19 protein-coding genes and 1 pseudogene are annotated in these 16,749 nt (G+C 62.3%); 10 read left to right on the top strand and 10 right to left on the bottom strand.

All coding sequences use genetic code 11. The features are described from left to right. Positions 1-151: 151 nt before the first annotated feature. The 3 genes from soxC to AB7535_RS23715 all read left to right on the top strand — a co-directional run bounded on the left by soxC (position 152) and on the right by AB7535_RS23715 (position 2,350). Positions 152-1,423, top strand: coding sequence for a sulfite dehydrogenase (gene soxC, locus AB7535_RS23725; RefSeq protein ID WP_439036992.1), 1,272 nt, complete (start codon positions 152-154; stop codon positions 1,421-1,423). Further along, a complete protein-coding gene (locus AB7535_RS23720; protein WP_354123883.1) occupies positions 1,410-1,952 on the top strand; it encodes a c-type cytochrome in 543 nt (180 codons plus the stop codon). Before soxC ends, AB7535_RS23720 begins: the two co-directional genes overlap by 14 nt. A 113-nt stretch (positions 1,953-2,065) precedes the next feature. After that, positions 2,066-2,350, top strand: coding sequence for a hypothetical protein (locus AB7535_RS23715; protein ID WP_439036991.1), 285 nt, complete (start codon positions 2,066-2,068; stop codon positions 2,348-2,350). Positions 2,351-2,463: 113 nt separating this feature from the next. Here AB7535_RS23715 and AB7535_RS23710 read toward each other — a convergent pair whose 3' ends face one another. After that, entirely contained in the window at positions 2,464-3,831 is a 1,368-nt protein-coding gene (locus tag AB7535_RS23710) for an NRAMP family divalent metal transporter (RefSeq protein ID WP_439035345.1), read from the bottom strand. A 695-nt stretch (positions 3,832-4,526) separates the two neighbouring features. On the opposite strand from AB7535_RS23710, the gene AB7535_RS23705 reads away from it, so the two are divergent. Beyond that, positions 4,527-4,700, top strand: coding sequence for a DUF3606 domain-containing protein (locus tag AB7535_RS23705; RefSeq protein ID WP_439035344.1), 174 nt, complete (start codon positions 4,527-4,529; stop codon positions 4,698-4,700). A gap of 34 nt (positions 4,701-4,734) precedes the next feature. On the opposite strand, the gene AB7535_RS23700 is transcribed toward AB7535_RS23705, so the two are convergent. Beyond that, positions 4,735-4,920: a hypothetical protein gene (locus tag AB7535_RS23700; protein ID WP_014493715.1), complete on the bottom strand. Its 186-nt coding sequence runs from the start codon at positions 4,918-4,920 to the stop codon at positions 4,735-4,737. 167 nt (positions 4,921-5,087) lie between these two features. Then, positions 5,088-5,246, bottom strand: a complete 159-nt coding sequence (locus AB7535_RS23695; protein WP_193560894.1) for a hypothetical protein — start codon at positions 5,244-5,246, stop codon at positions 5,088-5,090. Positions 5,247-5,373: 127 nt separating this feature from the next. On the opposite strand from AB7535_RS23695, the gene AB7535_RS23690 reads away from it, so the two are divergent. From AB7535_RS23690 to AB7535_RS23680, 3 genes are all read left to right on the top strand, one after another. Then, on the top strand, positions 5,374-5,688 hold the full coding sequence (locus AB7535_RS23690) for a hypothetical protein (protein WP_135215132.1): 315 nt from the start codon (positions 5,374-5,376) through the stop codon (positions 5,686-5,688). Positions 5,689-5,730: 42 nt separating this feature from the next. Further along, entirely contained in the window at positions 5,731-5,922 is a 192-nt protein-coding gene (locus AB7535_RS23685) for a hypothetical protein (protein WP_231142698.1), read from the top strand. 454 nt (positions 5,923-6,376) lie between these two features. Then, positions 6,377-6,625, top strand: coding sequence for a hypothetical protein (locus AB7535_RS23680; RefSeq protein ID WP_014493719.1), 249 nt, complete (start codon positions 6,377-6,379; stop codon positions 6,623-6,625). 38 nt (positions 6,626-6,663) lie between these two features. Here AB7535_RS23680 and AB7535_RS23675 read toward each other — a convergent pair whose 3' ends face one another. The 5 genes and pseudogenes from AB7535_RS23675 to AB7535_RS23655 form a co-directional block, all read right to left on the bottom strand. Then, on the bottom strand, positions 6,664-6,861 hold the full coding sequence (locus AB7535_RS23675) for a hypothetical protein (RefSeq protein ID WP_028153017.1): 198 nt from the start codon (positions 6,859-6,861) through the stop codon (positions 6,664-6,666). After that, complete coding sequence (locus tag AB7535_RS23670) at positions 6,858-7,058, bottom strand: hypothetical protein (RefSeq protein ID WP_439035343.1); 201 nt, start codon at positions 7,056-7,058, stop codon at positions 6,858-6,860. Before AB7535_RS23670 ends, AB7535_RS23675 begins: the two co-directional genes overlap by 4 nt. 213 nt (positions 7,059-7,271) lie before the next feature. Next, positions 7,272-7,649, bottom strand: a pseudogene (locus AB7535_RS23665) (SOS response-associated peptidase family protein); the annotation flags it as partial. 579 nt (positions 7,650-8,228) lie between these two features. Beyond that, positions 8,229-8,543 (bottom strand): hypothetical protein, encoded by a 315-nt coding sequence (locus tag AB7535_RS23660; RefSeq protein ID WP_439035342.1) that lies wholly within the window; start codon positions 8,541-8,543, stop codon positions 8,229-8,231. 446 nt (positions 8,544-8,989) lie between these two features. After that, on the bottom strand, positions 8,990-9,592 hold the full coding sequence (locus AB7535_RS23655) for a helix-turn-helix domain-containing transcriptional regulator (RefSeq protein WP_439036990.1): 603 nt from the start codon (positions 9,590-9,592) through the stop codon (positions 8,990-8,992). Positions 9,593-9,703: 111 nt separating this feature from the next. Between AB7535_RS23655 and AB7535_RS23650 the strand changes: the two genes are divergently transcribed. Continuing rightward, positions 9,704-10,486: an outer membrane protein gene (locus tag AB7535_RS23650; RefSeq protein ID WP_354078568.1), complete on the top strand. Its 783-nt coding sequence runs from the start codon at positions 9,704-9,706 to the stop codon at positions 10,484-10,486. Between the two features lie 1,155 nt (positions 10,487-11,641). Here AB7535_RS23650 and AB7535_RS23645 read toward each other — a convergent pair. Both AB7535_RS23645 and AB7535_RS23640 read right to left on the bottom strand, forming a co-directional pair. Then, positions 11,642-13,171, bottom strand: coding sequence for an FAD-dependent monooxygenase (locus AB7535_RS23645; RefSeq protein WP_439035340.1), 1,530 nt, complete (start codon positions 13,169-13,171; stop codon positions 11,642-11,644). A 239-nt stretch (positions 13,172-13,410) separates the two neighbouring features. Next, on the bottom strand, positions 13,411-13,845 hold the full coding sequence (locus tag AB7535_RS23640) for a response regulator (protein ID WP_439035339.1): 435 nt from the start codon (positions 13,843-13,845) through the stop codon (positions 13,411-13,413). 462 nt (positions 13,846-14,307) lie between these two features. Here AB7535_RS23640 and AB7535_RS23635 point away from each other — a divergent pair, with 462 nt between their 5' ends. Together AB7535_RS23635 and AB7535_RS23630 are read left to right on the top strand one after the other, a co-directional pair. Then, positions 14,308-14,631, top strand: a complete 324-nt coding sequence (locus AB7535_RS23635; RefSeq protein ID WP_049813059.1) for a hypothetical protein — start codon at positions 14,308-14,310, stop codon at positions 14,629-14,631. A 671-nt stretch (positions 14,632-15,302) separates the two neighbouring features. Further along, positions 15,303-16,571, top strand: a complete 1,269-nt coding sequence (locus AB7535_RS23630) for a CaiB/BaiF CoA transferase family protein (RefSeq protein ID WP_439036989.1) — start codon at positions 15,303-15,305, stop codon at positions 16,569-16,571. Positions 16,572-16,749 lie beyond the last annotated feature (178 nt).

Genomic DNA, 16,749 nt, shown 5'->3' with positions numbered 1-16,749 from the left:
CTGTCTTGCATCGCGAAGAACGGAATGACTGTTGCGGCTGGCTGATCTAGACCAGTCCTGGTCGAAATCGCCTGTTTTTGAAATAGGTGCGGATTGCAAACGCCCTTCGCGGAGGGTTTGATGCGGGTCGCGCTTCAGCCGAGGATCCGCAATGAGCAGCACGATCGACGCCGCGGGAAAATCCGCGAGAACAACACGCCGTCGCTTCCTGCAAGGCGGCACCGCGGTGGCGGGCGGCGCCGTTCTGGGCGCTGGTGCGTCGGCCGCGGCGGAGACGGACAACCTTCCGCCCAACATTCCCGAATGGATGAAGGCGCCGGGCGAGCCGATGGGAGCCCAGCCCTATGGCGCGCCGTCACCGTTCGAGAAGGGCGTCGTCAAGAACATCTCGAAGACTCTCAAGCAGTACATATCGGCCTCCAGCCGGACGCCATTGCAGGAGCTCGACGGCATCATCACGCCGAATGGACTGTTCTACGAGCGGCATCATGGCGGTGTTCCGACCATCGACCCGGCGCAGCATCGGTTGATGATGCACGGCCTCGTCGAGCGGCCTCTGATCTTCACGATGGACGATCTCAGGCGCTTCCCGTCGGAGTCGCGCATCCACTTCCTCGAATGCTCCGGCAATCCCGGTTACACCAAGCCCTATGGCAAGACGGCATCGGACCTCGTGGGTCTGGTGAGTTGCGCCGAATGGACCGGCGTGAGCCTGAAGCTCGTGCTCCAGGAGGCCGGATTGAAACCGGACGCCAAATGGGTCGTCGCCGAAGGCGCTGACGCCGCCGCGCTGACGCGCAGCATTCCGATCGAGAAATGCCTCGAGGACGCCCTTCTGGTCTACAGCCAGAACGGCGAGCGGTTGCGTCCGCAGCAGGGCTATCCCTTGCGGCTGTTTCTGCCGGGCTTCGAAGGCAATATGAGCGTGAAGTGGCTGCGCCGCCTGCACGTGACCGCGGAGCCCATTTATTCGCGCGAAGAGACCTCGAAATACACCGATCTCTTGCCCGACGGCACGGCGCGCGAGTTTTCCTTCTACATGGAAGCGAAGTCGATCATTACGCGCCCCTCGGGCGGTCATCGCCTGAGCGCGCCCGGCTTCCACGAGATCACCGGCATCGCCTGGAGCGGACATGGCAAGATCAAGCGTGTCGAGGTGTCGGTCGATGACGGCAAGAGCTGGCAGGACGCGCGATTGCAGGAGCCGGTGTTGACGCGCGCCCTCACGCGCTTCCGCCTGCCTTGGCAATGGGACGGCAAGCCGGCCGTGATCCAGAGCCGCGCCGTCGACGAAACCGGCTATGTGCAGCCGACGCTGGCCGAGCTGCTCGCGGTGCGCGGCGAGAACTATTTCTACCACAACAACGCGATCTGGCCCTGGCGCATCGCGGCCGACGGCGAGGTGACCAATGCGCTGGCGTGAGACCTGCGGCGTTGCCGTCGCAATCGCGCTGGGTGCCTTCGCGAGCGAAGCGCAGGCGCAAAGCCCTTATGGAATCGGTCGCCCTGCGACGGCTGCGGAGATCGCGGGCTGGAATATCGATGTCGGACGTGACGGCCGCAATCTACCGCAGGGAGGCGGTTCGGTCAGCCATGGGCGCGAGGTGTTCGCCCAGCAATGTGCTTCGTGCCATGGCGATAAAGGCGAGGGTGGCTTGGGTGACCGGCTCGCCGGTGGGCAGGGCACGATCGCAACGGCCAAGCCGATCCGCACCGTCGGCAGCTATTGGCCTTATGCGCCGACGCTGTTCGATTATATCCGCCGCGCCATGCCGCAGAACGCGCCGCAGTCGCTGAGCGACGATGACGTCTATGCGGTGTCCGCCTATATCCTGAACCTGAACGGGCTGGTGGGAGCCGATGCGACACTCGATGCCAAATCGCTTTCGGCTGTCAAAATGCCGAACCGCGACAGCTTCGTCGGCGACGCGCGCCCGGACGTGAAAAAGTGATCGCATCGGAACGATCGGTTCCGCGTAGTGGCTCAGAACTTGCTTAAGCGAAGGGCGGAACTCGCAGGATGCGTTTGAGTTAACCCGCGAGAGGAAACAGCACGGGTCCTTCGATGACAACACATCGCTTCGCAAACTCCATGTCCTCGGCGCTTCGCCATCCCGGCGTGATCGCGCTGATCGTGGCCGGCTTGACGATTGCTGCGATGGTGATCGTCGATCACGGGCCGTGGAACCGCGCCAAGACTCAGCCGGCTCATGTTGCGATGTATGCGACGACGGGCGAGGCCGCACATGCCGCCGGCGCCAAGGTGCTTCCCACCGCACCGAAGTCGCCGGTCGAGCCGGAGCGGTCGGGGCCGAAGACATCTCCGACCGTCAATCCCGTGACGCCGTAATACGGTTCATCAGCGTGCCGGCCGTGCTCGCGGCCTTCGTCGTTGTCGCGTCGCAGATCTTGGCGCCGCAGATCTTGGCGTCGCAGGTCTCGGCGTCGCTGTCGCCGGTCTGGTCAGCCGATCGCGGACGAGCCGAGCAGAGCGAGGACGGCCAGCGCCATGATCGCGGTGCCGAGCCAGCCCAGCGCGACCAGCCGTGAGCGGGCCTTGAAGCGGCCCATGATCGCACGGCTCGAGACGATCAGCATCATCATGGCCATGACCGGCACGGCAACGATGCCGTTGAGCACCGCGCTCCATACCAGCATGTGAATCGAGTCGATGCCGGTGAAGCCGAGACCGAAGCCGATGATGGTTGCGGCCGCGATGATGGCGTAGAAGCCGACCGCCTTTTCCGGCTTCGCCTCCAGCGTGGCGTGCCAGCCGAAAGTCTCAGCAACGGCGTAAGCCGCCGAGCCCGCGAGTACCGGGATCGCCAGAAGGCCGGTGCCGATGATGCCGAGCGCGAACAGCGCGAAGGTGAAATCGCCGGCGAGCGGACGCAGCGCTTCGGCCGCTTCCGTCGCCGAGTTGATCCTGGTGATGCCATTGCCGTTCAGCACGGCCGCCGTGGTCAGGATGATGAAGAAGGCGATGCTGTTGGAGAGCAGCATGCCGACGATGGTGTCGGCCTTGATGCGCGCGATTTCAGGGGCGCCCCCGGTTGGAAGGTCGCGCAGCGGCTTGTCGCGCTTGCCCTGGTTCATCTCCTCGACTTCTTGCGAGGCCTGCCAGAAGAAGAGATAGGGGCTGATGGTGGTGCCGAGCACGGCGACGACCATCAGGAAATAGTCGGCGCTGATCGTCGCCTTCGGCCATACCGCGGCGAGCAACGCGGTGCTCCACGGGATCTCCACGGTGAAGGCGGTGGCGACATAGGCGAACAGCGTCAGCGTCAGGAATTTCAGCACCGGCGAATAGCGGCGATAGGGCACGAACACCTGGAGCAGGGTCGAACCCGCCGCGAAGATCAGGGCGTGCTCGTGATTGAGCCCGCCGATGACCAGCGAGAGCGCCTCCGCCATCGCGGCGATGTCGGCGGCGATGTTGAAGGTGTTGGCGATGACGAGCAGCGAGACGAGCCCCAGCACGATCCAGCGCGGCGCGAGCTGCAGGACGTTGGCGGCGAGCCCTTTGCCGGTGACCCGGCCGATGCGAGCGCTGACGAGCTGAATCGCGATCATGAACGGCAGGGTCAGAAACACCGTCCAGAGCAGCCCGTAGCCGAATTGCGCACCCGCCTGCGAATAGGTGGCGATGCCCGACGGATCGTCGTCGGCTGCGCCGGTGATGAGCCCGGGCCCCAGCCGTTGCAGCAGCCCCGGTCCGGACTTCGCCGATCCTTTGGGGCTGTCGTGCTTGGCGGCGTGCTGCTTCGATCGGTTTGACAGGGGCTGACCTTCCGGCTTCCGGAATTGCGAAGTGTGCTTCAAGCGCGTCATGGCCGCAAAGTTCCTGCGTCGGCCAGCGCCCGCGCCGTCCGCTGACGCCAACGCCCCGTCATCCTTTGACACGTCGGGCAAAACACTTGTAGAGTGATACCATCACAGAGATCGTCGAGCCCGCACCGTCACCGGTTGCGGGCTCTTCCTTTTCCCTCCGTTCAAAACGGTCGCCAGCCTCTCGCGCGAGAAGATGTCGCCGACAGTCGGCCGATCCCTGGACACGGAAGCCGTCGGCGATCAGGCAGCACCTGCTCGGCTGTCCGCTGTCGCGCGCGGCACGGTTTGATTCTCATGCCAGTGGCGTCCGCCGACCGGTGGGGTTATCGTTGCTGTGATTCGCGCCTTCCGAAAACCTGGAACCAAAGCTGGATGAGCGCGTCGCGGTGCCGCTCGACGGGCCGTTCCAACCCGCCCCGGCAGCAAAGTCACGGTGCGGTCCTGCCCTTTCCAAGGCGGGGCCGGGCGCCGTACGAGCAAAGAATTTGCAACGACAAAAGGGGGCACATTTGGCCGCCGATCTGGTTTTCAGAATTGCAATTGTCGGGCTGTTTCTGTTTTCAGCGGTGCTCGCTTCCATGCTGTGGCTGAACGTGTGAGCCTCGACGCGTGAGCTCCGACGTATGGTCTCGTCCTGCCGTTTGGAACGGCCGGTCCATGGTGGCGTTTTGCTCTTCCATGAGGGAGGACACGCGATGGACAATCTGACGAAGCGCGGGCAACCGGACCGCAGCAAGATCAACATGCACGAGGCCTTCGAGGTCAAGTACTGGACGCACGCGCTCGGCATATCGAAGGAGGATTTGCAAAAGGCCGTCGACAAGGTCGGCAATTCCGCCGCCGCCGTCCGCAAGGAATTGGCGAGGTAACGCGCCCAATGCATGCGTGCCGACGCGCGTGCCGCTACTTGATGCTGACGAACATGCCCCAGGCGGCGGCCAGCGCGCCGCCGGTGAAGACGACCACCGGGTTGTCGCAGAACGTGCTGCCATAGCTGCACACGTTCGCACCGAACTGGCCGAGCTCGTGATGGCTCGCGGAGTAGAACAGTCCCGACAGCACCAGCAATGCGGCGGCGACGTAATACATCGACGGAATCTCCAGCTTGCCCATGCGCCCTCGCAAGGGACATGTCCCAGCATGACGCGGGGAGATTTCATTCCGCCGAATCCGCTTCGCTGCATTTGGATAAAGTTCGAAGCGTCAGGTAGCAGAGTGAACCGTGTGCCAACGCGCGGGCCACGACGGGCGACCCACTAGGCGCGCAGGCCCTGCCGGGTCGAAATCCTCTTCATGCCGCCGCAGGCGCAATGGACGATCGCATCATCGGCGTACATTCCCAAAATCGTTTCGATGTCGCCGGTGCGGTAGGCATCAAGCCAGTCAACCGCAGCGGCCATCGGGTCAAAGGACATGTTTCCTACCTACGTGCCGTTATTGGCCGCAGCTTTAGGCAAGGCACCGTGAACCCGAAGTGAAGATCGTATTGACTCATTGTTCATGATTTGTTCTTATTGTCCCGTCGTCAGGTGGAGATGGGCCGTGGATAACCGCATCAATGAAATCCGCAACATCGTCAGAGCGTTACGCGTCAGCATGCGAGAGGCCGAGGCCATCATGCATGAGCAGATCAATCGCGACGAGGACTGCACCTTCGTGGCGGAAGAGATCATGAAGATGCGCGTCGTGATGAGCGGCCTGGTTCACGAGCGGACACGGCTCGGCGACAGCGAACCTATTCTTGTGAACAGCCTCTTCGTTCCGCGCCGGCCGCCGGCAGCGCCGCGGACTGGTCTTGCCAAGCGCCGCCTCGTACCGCGCGGAATTGAGCAGCAACGGGGCCACGCACGCCAGTGATCATGGATGGACAATCTCAGGCGGTTTCCGGCGCCGTGGGTCATGATCGCGGAAGAGGAGTGCTTCCGAGTCAAGGACGCGAACGGCTTCACGATCTGCTGCGTTCTTCATCGCGATGATCTGCACTCGTGGGGCTACCAATATGCCCACCAGTATCTATCGCGCGACGAGGCGCGACGGATCGCAACGGCAATCGCGCGATTGCCGGAGCTGTTGAAGCGTCCTCAGTATTGAGCTGTTCGCTTTGCCAGGTCGCCCATTGGAACTTCTTGCTCCAAACTGGAATTAGCTTTGTGGTCGGCCCACCGCCGATGGCCGGCCTGGAATGGCGGCTCCGGCGCCCCCAGCCCCCCGTCCCGCGCCGGGGCCGTTTTCAGGAGTTAGGGCTGGTCCGACAAAAACATCGGCGCAGGCCCTTTGCATCATCGGCAGACCTTCAGCAGGCACCGGTAGATCGTGTTCTGGAGATCGTTTTCGGTCTCGACGAAACACGCCTGAAACATTGCTGAAACCCGATTGTCCTGAACGCCGCGCCCGTTGGCCCCGACCAACGGAGCGAGAAGGAGACAAGTCATGATCCAGGTCGGTTCGAAGGAAGAAGTCGCGTTTCTGCTGGCGCTGTTCGGCACCCACACCCAGCCGGTCAAGCGACCGAACCCGAAATCGCAGCAACGCTGAAGGCTGAGCCATGCCCGGTTTGGCCGATTGCCAGAGCCTCTTGCGTCTCTTGATCGCAAGGGGCGATCCGAGGGCTATTCCGCTCGCCAAAGGCGCCATCGATCAATATTTGAACACCGCGCCGGCCAGCCTCCGGGGGCGTGGCCTGCGTGTGCTCCAGCGCGACGCGCTCGACCAGCATGGTGCCGCGGTGGGGGTGCAGCGCTCCTTCGCCGAGACGGTGGACGCCTATATCGAGCGCAAGCTTGCGGAGGAGTGACGCCTTCCGGTGCGGCGGTTCAGGCGCGTGGCTGCCAGTCAGGCTGCGATGGGCGGCGTGGCTTGCGCCAGCAACAGCCCGATCTTCCGGTCGAGCTGCCAGACCTCGACGTTGCCCCGGCGCGTGAACTGTTGTGCAACGCGAAGCGCGGATGCATCGGAATCGGCCTCGAACGCTTCGGCGGAGCGAAACACGCCGTTCTCGCCGACCAGATAGGCGCGGTATTGCCGGCTCATGTCGGCGCCCTCAGGCCCGGCGAATGCAGCCAGGACTCGATCTGCATGGCCGTCTCGTCCTGTCGCGCCCGGCGCAGCAGGATCTCGCGGCGGCGTCCCGGCGCAAGCGCCTGGGCCTCCTCGCGAAGGCGAACGGCCTCGTCAGCGAGCCGCTCCTTGAGAGTTTTGGACTGTTTGTAACGACGTCGCTTCAGCATGGCATTGCTCCCTCGTTCGAGTGGGGCGGGAGCGCAACTGGCGTTCTCATCACCGACCGATGCCAAGTGCCGCTGCGGTGACATTTCAACTCTACGCTTCGGGCCGAGGAGAGTCAGTATCATTTGTTAAGTGGTTCGAAGAATCTCTCGGGCGTCATCGCAGCTCGGTTTGAGCAGTTTATTCCTGTCGCGTGCAGGTAGTTCCAAAGTTCACTATTGAACGGAAGTGGCGTCGGCGATTGAAGGGCTATCCTCCTTGTCTGCGCCCCGCGCCACGATTTTAAGCGCTTGATCTGACAAAGGCCGTTGCAGCGCCTTGGCCTCGTCCCATGGCGCCCGCAGCCAAACATCTCGTTCTTCGGCCGTCGTCAGGATCACCGGCATTGCCTTTGGATGAATGGGCTCGACAACGGCATTTGGCGCCGTCGTGAGAAAGCCATAGACCTGATGAGGTCCAGGCACGGGCTTTGACTTCGTACCGCGATCGCCCTTGAAAGTCGTCCAGATACCGGCGAACGCGAACAGTGGCCGCGTCTCGTCTATCGCAAACCACACGACGTCTTTCTTCTTTGTTTCCGGATTCGGCTCAGGCCGGCACGATCGAGGGCGAGGAACGCATACGTTACTCCGATACGATAAGGGCGGAGAGACGGCCCCGGCTCCGGGGGCAAAGGCAGGAGTCGCTCCGCCGGCTCTGGCAGCGAGCCAGCGACGACTCAAATATTCGCGCGCGGTTGTGGTTCCTTTTAAAACTCAAGCCGGCGCTGTCCGTATTTGACCCAGTGTCCGAAGCTGATTCAACGGGGCCTAACATGGTAGAAGGCAAGCTAGCGGGGAAAGGCGCTCCCACGTCCCGCGCGGGCAACAGGAAGGCTCAGCAACGGATCAACTTTGCTGAGTGCCGAGAACATGCTGACCACTATAAGAGACTTTCTCGCGCGAGCGGCATTTCCAAGGATCGCGCCGCCGTCCTGAAAAACATCGCCCGTAGTTTCGTGGGTTTGGCCGGCCAACTCGATAGACTGGCGTCGCTCGCGAGGAACGAGCAGAGGTAAGGCCACGGCCTCGGTAACGCTGCGATGTAGTTGCCGGCGTCGAGCAGCGTCACCAGCCTGCGGCCGTCCGGCAGCGCGATCAGTTCATTGAAACTTCGGCTCCATCCTGTCGGCCTCATCCGCGCTTGTGCCACGGCCGGCTGCGGTCGCCACCGATCGCACGCGCCTCCTTGATCTGGTCGTAGCTGAGCGGCGATTCCAGGTCCGTCCAGGCAGCCGGGAAAGCCGCCTTGGCCGCCTCGAGGCTGCCGGCACGCCCGCGGTGCGTGCTCGGCTGGGGCACATTTGGCAGGCACGACCATGACCATGCTTCCTTGCCCCCGACGGTGGTCGTCTTAAAGATCCGGCCGATCGAGAGGCGATCCCAGGTCACAATATAGTCGTCATAGTCGTCGGGCGCAGTTTCGCCGCCGATCACGGTTCGGCGCATGGAGAGGTCGTCGGGTGTGGGCCTTCATGAAAGCTTGTCTGGTCAGTGCGGATAGAACCGGCCGGTTTGCGGCGATTTTGCTGCGCGCAATGACTTGCGGTTCTCGCGACGGTTGAGTATTGACCACGCGGGGCTGTAGGAATGAATTCTCGCACGCATATATTGTGCGCGAGCATACTGTGTATGCTTGCGTGTTATTTTTTGGTTTGGCCGGTCTGGCGGGCTCAATTCCCGATCGAGATTTGGTTCACCGAGTCGTGGAACGCATTCCATCAGGATATCGCGGCCGCTGGGCTGAGGTACTCGCCCGCCGCCGCACTGGTCGCAGGACGCGGTCCTGCACATCATGCAAGGCCAGCGGGTTTTCTTTGCCGTTTTCTGGCTTGAAAGAGTTTCCCGTACGAGGCCGCATATAGGTGCCGGAACGGGGCTCAACTTGAGAAATGCTAAGGCCGCTCGACCAGGGTCTTTCGCGGTCGACCAAGCTTCGGACGGGGTGGTCTGACCTTGGGCTCAGTCGACGGCGCGACCTCCAGCCTGACCCGGAAAGTCTCAAAGAGACTTAGGACCCGGCTTAGTTGCGGATCCACGGTTCCTCCGAACGTCTTGTAGACCGTCGTCCGCATAATGCCGAGTTCGCGCGCGAGCGAGGTGACGTTCTGCGATTTGACGACGGTGCTCAGCTCCCGGATGGTGTCAGTCGGATCGTCGAAAGCGAAGGCTTGACTGAGCCGTGTAGCGATCGCGCTCGGGCTGGCGATCCTGGACGCAGGCGTAACCCGGGCCTTTACGTTCAGCGCTTCGAGCAGCCTAAGAACCCGGCTGAGCTGCGGGTCGATTCGACCGCCAAACGTCCTATAGAGGGTGTCGCGTCGAAGGCCCGCGTCCCGTGCCAGGATCTGTACGTTATGAGCTCGCGTGACGAGGCTGAGCGCCGTCTTAGCCTTTAGTATCTCGTTTTCTTCAAAGTTATCAGATAGATAGATGGCGATAGCCGCTGGATTGTCGCGGACTAAATTGGCTATGTCTTCTTCGTTGCCAGCCAGCATTTCCAGAGCGTTTGTCCGTCACTGTGGCCTTCCAGCTACAGCATTATCGGCCAATCCGTCTAGATTACCTCACAGACATCGACGACGCTTCCACTTGGGGTAATTTTGACAATGAAAAAGACTTTGCTCGCTCTCGCCGCGGTTGTGGCGATGACCGGTTCGGCCTCGGCCGCTGACCTGGCTGCCCGTCCTTACGTGAAGGCTCCGATGCCGGCGCCGGTCGCCAACTGGACCGGCTTCTACATTTTCGGCGGTGGCGGTGGCGGCCTCTCGAATGCTGACCAGAGCGTTGTGGATACGGTTTCCGGTACGCCGCTGACGATCACCCAGCGCCAGGGCGGCTCGGGCTGGTTCGGCACCGTGGGCGCCGGTTACGACTGGCAGTTCAGCGGCACCTGGGTCGCTGGCGTGTTCGCTGACGGTCAGTTCGGCAGCATCCGCGCCACCATCCAGGATCCGCTCAACGGTATCACGGGCAACCAGAAGCTGGAAACCTCCTGGGCCGCTGGTGTGCGCCTCGGCTGGCTGGCCGCTCCGAACGTTCTCACCTACGTCAACGGCGGTTACTCGGGCGCCCACTTCGGCCAGACCAACTTCACGGACCTCGCCGGCGTTCCCGTCGGTGCCCACCTCAACAGCTACAATCGTAACGGTTGGTTCATCGGTGGTGGCGTCGAGAACAGCCTGAACTTCTTCGGCATCAGCTCGCCGGGCTGGTTCATGAAGACCGAGTATCGTTCGGCCTTCTACGACCAAAAGACCCAGACCGAACTGCTCGACGTTGGCAACGTTCCGCTGGCCAACAGCATCCGTGCCAACAGCTGGAATCAGACGATCTCGACCTCGCTGGTCTACCGCTTCAATTGGACCGGTCCGGTCGTCGCGAAGTACTGATCTGAACTCAACTTCAGACGTCAAAGCCCCGGCATCGCCGGGGCTTTTTCGTTTGTCCTGAACGCTCGTGCAACACGAAGTGCGATGGGATCCAGGCAAACGCCTAGCGCTGGAATATGCAAAATGACCTGCACGATCACATTGAATGCCGAATTACGCTCGCCCGGACCTCCGCGGCGGGCTTTGTCGTTTCGGCCGGTAATGAAGGTCGGGGGTGCTTTCGGCCTCGGCTACGTTGCCGGCGGCTGTGGCTGAGCGTTCTTGGAAGCTTCGGCGCGACGGGCGATTTCGACGAAGAGCTTTGGCTGCGTTCGCAGGAGAATACATGAGCACTGACCGACAGAAGCGTAAGCGCTGTTCAGCGGCCACCTACCGGATGACGGGGTGATCTGCGAGTCTGCGGTTTGTTCGGACCGTTAGGCTTAGAATGGACACAGTGCATAGTGCTATCGCGGAGCCGGTGCGGCGGCTTGCCGATACCTCTCCCAACGCATTCCCGTACGAAACTGACCAGCGATATGATCGCGTAATTCGGTATGGTCGCAGCCGACCGCATAAGCGGGGCTGACGCGGCCCCTCAGAGCCATGCCAGTCCGTCTCAGCGTATTGCGGTACATCCTGAACGACGGATCTCTGAAGCCTCTCAGCGCCTCTCACTGGCGTGCCTTCTCATTGGTGACGTTGTCGCGATAGCGCGTGAGAAGCTGCGCAACAGTGATTGTATTGAGAGATCGTACGTCATTGGGGATCAAAGTCCGATCTAACTCGGCTTCGATCTGCCGTGCCCAACGTTGTGCATCAGATTTTGATTGAAACGACTTGGCTTGTTGTGTGTGTCCGTGGCGTCTGACTTGGACCTGCCACTTCCCGTTCCTGAACCGTAGGCTTGCCATTCAAAAAGCTCCTCACGCGTGACCAGCTTGTGACCGGCCGGTCTGAGGAGCTTTTGAGGAGCTACCACCAACGCTCTAAGAGGTTGGTAGATCGAGAGAAACACTGGCGCACCCGACACGATTCGAACGTGTGACCTTTGCCTTCGGAGAGCAGCGAGCGGCGTAATGTTCGGATATTGAGCCGTGTTTCGAAAACCTGATGCCAATCAAGCCCGCGGAATCCCGCGGGCTTTGTTTGTATGGCGCCTCTGACGTTCGCGCGCTACACCGCAGCAGCCGGTCCAAACCAGGTGGTCAGCGCGTCCTCGAGTCCTCGTTGGCTTTCATCGCCGACCCACGCCACGTGCCCGTCTGGCCGAACCAGCACGGCTTCGGGCGCGGCGACCTGCCCGATGGCGGGGAGCTCCCACGCGCCGTCGTGGCTGGCGTTGACGACCCTGATGCGGTCTGCCCAGGGTGCGATGTCGAACCCGCCGGACTTGCCGAAATTGATCAGCAGGGCCTGCGCTCCGTGCAGCAGCGTGAACAATCTCTGCGGATGGCCCTCGACGATCAGGTCGAGATCGGGCATCCGGCGCCCGAGCAGTTCGTGTCCTTCGCCGAGATCATAGCGGATGTCGAGTCCGCTCATCATCGCGCCAAAACGTTGGCGGGGCTCGTCCATGGCGAGCAGGTCGGACACCACGTCGCGCGCGGCCTTGAGGCCAGCCTCGCCGCGGCGGAGCATGGCGATTTGCGCCAGGGTGTTGCGCAAGACGCGCGCAGCAACGGGATGACGCTCGGCGTGGTAGGTATCGAGCAGGCCGTCGGGCGAAATTCCCCTGACCACCTGCGCCAGCTTCCAGCCGAGATTGACCGCGTCCTGCACGCCGGTGTTGAGGCCTTGCCCGCCGACGGAGTGATGGATATGCGCGGCATCGCCGGCGAGCAGCACGCGCTCCCGGCGATAGGACACGGCCTGCCGCGCCGCATCGGTGAAGCGGGAGATCCAGGCGGGATTTTGGAGCCCGAAGTCGGTGCCGTACACGGCGACGAGCGCATCGCTGAGATCGCGCAGGCCGGGTTCGCCGGTGCGGTCGAGCGTCGCTTCCGTCACGACGACCAGCACGCGACCGCTCTCCGCCTTGCTGAGGCCGTGAAAGCCGATGGCGTCGTGGCGGAGACCCCATACCGGCTCGTCGCGCATCTCGACTTCGGCCATGAGATTGCTGAGCGTCGGATCGGAGCCGACGAAATCGATGCCGGCCTTCTTGCGTACCCGGCTGCGACCGCCGTCGCAGCCGACGAGGTAGCTTGCGCGCAATGTCTTGCCGCCGGCGAACGCAACGTCGATGCTGGTCGCATCCTGAACGAAGCCGATCACTTCGGAGTTTCGATAGATCGGCACCGCGAGCTCCTCGACCCAGTCGGCCAGGATGCGCTCGATGTGGCTCTGCCGCAGCGCGAGGCCATAAGCGTGCCGGCTGGGGAGATCGCCGATGTCGAGCCTGGTCCAGGCGAAGCCCGCGAGCTGGGTGACTTGCCCCTCGCGCAGGAAGCGCTCCGCGACGCCGCGCTGATCGAGGATCTCGATGGTCCGCGCGTGCAATCCGCCGGCCCGCGTACCGACGAGCTCCTGATCCGGGCGCCGCTCGACCACGGCGACGTCGACATCCGCGAGCGCGAGCTCGGCGGCCAGCATCAAACCGGTCGGGCCGCCGCCGGCGATCAGCACGGCATGGTGACTCGCGCGGCTGGCGCCGGCCCGCTTGGTACGGCCGCGCGGCCGGGACGACGGAAGCAATACAGGCATGTGGACCCCCTCGCGTTGCTGCTTTGGATGCTCATTGGGGCGGGGGTTCTACGGCAGGGCGGGGGACTTGAAGCAAGCCCCTTGCGCACCACATATCAAACTGGGAGGAAGGGCTCCTTCTTCCGCGTTCGCCGTGTTGACACGTCGGGCAAAACACCGGCAGAATGGCATCATCGACCTGAGTTTGGTTCGACCCGCGCGGGAGCTCCCGCCGCGGGTTTTCTTTTGGGCTCTGGCGTTCAGCGAACGCCGGTGGTTCGCCGCATGGTGTCGGGGAGCTCCTCGAACGAAAACGGCTTCCTGATCATTGGCAGGCCCCCGCGCCGCGGTTCGCGCCCCGATAATTGCAGGATCTTCAATTCCGGGCGTAGCTGCTTCGCCAGTTCGGCCAGTTCGTGACCGTCCATGCCCGGCATACTGATGTCCGTGATGAGGATGGAGATGTTCTCGTTCTGCCTGAGCCGATCAAGCGCATCCGGGCCGCTTTGGGCGCTTGTCACCTCGCAGCCGAGATCTTCCAGCATGCCCACGATGACGTCGAGGACGCCGGGATCGTCGTCAACAACCAGTACAGTATGGCTCATCGCGCGCACGGTCCTTTGACCGAAGGAATAAACGCGCCGCTCTTCGGCTAAGTTCCGGCACGGTGTGGTCGAACGAGGGATGTTTGACATGTCGAAACACTGGCAAATGACATCATCGAGACGAGTTTGGTCACCCGCGCTGGAAGCACCCGCCGCGGGTTTTTCGTCTCGATTTTGAGATCGGACGGTGGCCGCGCATCCGGCCACGCACTCGCTAGACCACGTTCAAGGAACGCCGACCGGCGCGGCGCCGGGTCCGTTGCTCGCGCCGCTGCGGTCTCGGGGCTCACGGACATAGGGTTCGCGCCCGAAACGATCGCGCTTGGTCACGCGATCTGCCGCTTTTTTCCTTTTTAGTGGAGAGACGATGACCGCCTAACTGATATCGCTCGCACTCGCGGGCTTGGTTGCAATCGTGTTGTGGGAGACATTTTCTTGAAAGATGAGATCGAAGGCGAGCTCGCGAGCGAGCCGGCCCGCCCGCCCGCGCGACGGAAGACGTCTAAGGCGCGGATGCTGACCGAGACTGATTGTATCCTTCTACTTCGCCAAGTGTGGTTTCGAGAACGTTGCAAGGATCATCAACCAGATGATGAAATCAGGGCGATCGTGGCTGAGACACTTGCCGAGCAACACAGGCTGCAACAGGAGAGCATCGATGCCTTCGTACTGAAGGCCGTCGCATCGGTGCTAACTTCCTTCGGAATCGAACACGACGACCGGAAGGAGCTAAGGGCTGATCTCCAACACGTGCGGAGGTGGCGAAAGAGCGTGGAGCAGGCGCAGAGCTACACCTTCAAGGCCGTTATCACGGTGATCGCGACCGGACTGATGGGGGCCGTTTTGCTAGGCGTTAGGGTCGTGCTGGGCAAGTGAGCTCCCACGGTGCCGACATCTCTGCACTTGCACGCACGCTATTTCCCGCAAACGGGCCGTACAAAATTCGTATCGTTGATGCATCCGATGACGACGTCGTCGATACGTTGGCTGATCTGCATCGGTCGACGCTCTTCGACGCGGCGGCCATGCCGCAATTCGAGTTGGGAGCGTGGTGGCTTGCCTAACATGGCGATGAGGCGGTCGCATTTGCCGGCGTCATACCGTCGACGCACATTCGAAACGGCGCTACTTCTCGAGGGTCGGCGTGCTGCGACGGCATTCGGAGCGGGGACTTCAGGGGGCTGCGTATCGAAAGGGATGCCATTCTCTTGAATACGACGGACAACTTCATCCAGGCGGGCTATCGGCTCTTCGAGCCAGAGGTACCCGAGGCCTCGGCGCACACGCTCTATTGGCGGAAGTGGCTTCGCTGAGCGGGGTTTCCCGTAATGCGGAACGAGTTTTTCTCGGTGCAGGATGGCCAATGCGAGACACAGCGTAGCTCGCACTCCCAAAATGTTCGGGCCCGACGGCTTGATGGCTGCCGGGCTCTTTTTGCGTATTGAAGCGATGCGGGTGAAGCACTTGCGAAGTTGGCGGCGCCGGGCTTTAAGTTTGCTCTTGCAAGAAATTCGGCAACCATAAGCCGATGTAAGGGAGCGCCGTCGATGCCCACCAAGCCTCAATTGCCCGAACGTTCGTCGCGGGCGACGGGCGCGCCTACCGCGCTCGACGGTCTGTTGGTCGTCGATTTTACGCGCGTCGTGGCGGGGCCGGCCTGCACGCAGACGCTTGCCGATTTCGGTGCACGCGTCATCAAGATCGAGAATCCGGATGGCGGCGACGATACGCGCGCCTATGAGCACGCCGAAATCGGCGGCGAAAGCGCCGCTTATCTGAGCCTGAACCGCAACAAGCGCGGTATCGCGCTCGACCTAACCGTGCCGCAGGCTCGCGAGATCGCACTGGACCTGATCCGGAAGGCGGATGTGGTCGTGGAGAACTTTTCAAGCGGAGTCATGAAGAAATTCGGCCTCGACTACGAGGCGGTCGCGCCGCTCAACCCGCGGCTGGTCTATTGCTCGATCTCGGCTTACGGACGCTCAGGACCATTTGCCGCGCGGCCCGGCTTCGATCCCATCACGCAGGCGGAAAGCGGCTTCATGTCCCTCAATGGGTTTGCCGATGGACCTGCGGTTCGTACCGGCCCGCCGATCGTGGACATGGCGACGGGGATGTCCGCCTGCAACGCCATCCTGCTGGCGCTGTTGGCGCGCGATCGGCTCGGCCGTGGGCAGCATGTCGAGGTCGCCCTGTTCGACGTCGCCATGGGCATGACCGGCTTCTACGGTATGGCCTATCTGATCAACGGCGAGAACCCTGGCCGGTTCGGCAATTCGCCGAACGGGTCCCCCACTGTCGGTGTCTATGAAGCTTCCGATGGGCCGCTTTACATGGCCTGCGCCAACGATCGGCTCTATCGTCGGCTGGTGGTCGAGGTGCTGAACCGGCCCGATTTGATCACTGATCCGCAGTTCGCGTCGCGCAAGGCGCGCTCTGAGAACAAGGAGCTCCTGCGGGCAGCCATTGCAGCGGTCTTCGCGAGCGATACCCTCGAGAACTGGATGGCAAAGATGAAGCTTGCCAATATCCCGGTCGGCTATCTTCGAACGGTCGAGGAGGGGTTCAATGCGCCCGAGGCCCGCGAGCGCCATCGCCTGAACAGGATACCGCACAGTACGGCAGAGTGGGTCCCCAATATCGAACCTCCGATCAATATGAGCCTGACGGGAGCGATTGATCCCGTCGCTGCGCCCCTGTTAGGCGAGCATACCGAAGACGTCCTGCGTGATACGCTCGGTTACGACGAGCGCCGGATTTCGGAGTTCACTCAGAAGGGCGTCTTTGGATCAGGCAAGCCATCGACCTCAGGCTAAGCTCGAGCGGTCAGCTCCGTGGAGCCAGGCATCGCAAAGCTTGCGGAAAGCTGCTTTGAGAAGACGGTGTACGCGACATCGCATTCCTGCGAACAGCCGGGGTGCAGGGCGACCGCGCAACGTTAACTCTGCCCAGCTTGATTTGACGAAGTTCCCGCCGCATAACTATGTGAAAGCG

It is taken from the genome of Bradyrhizobium sp. 956_D2_N1_4 (assembly GCF_052076025.1).
Classification (GTDB): domain Bacteria; phylum Pseudomonadota; class Alphaproteobacteria; order Rhizobiales; family Xanthobacteraceae; genus Bradyrhizobium; species Bradyrhizobium barranii.
This window is presented reverse-complemented; position numbering and strand designations above follow the sequence as displayed.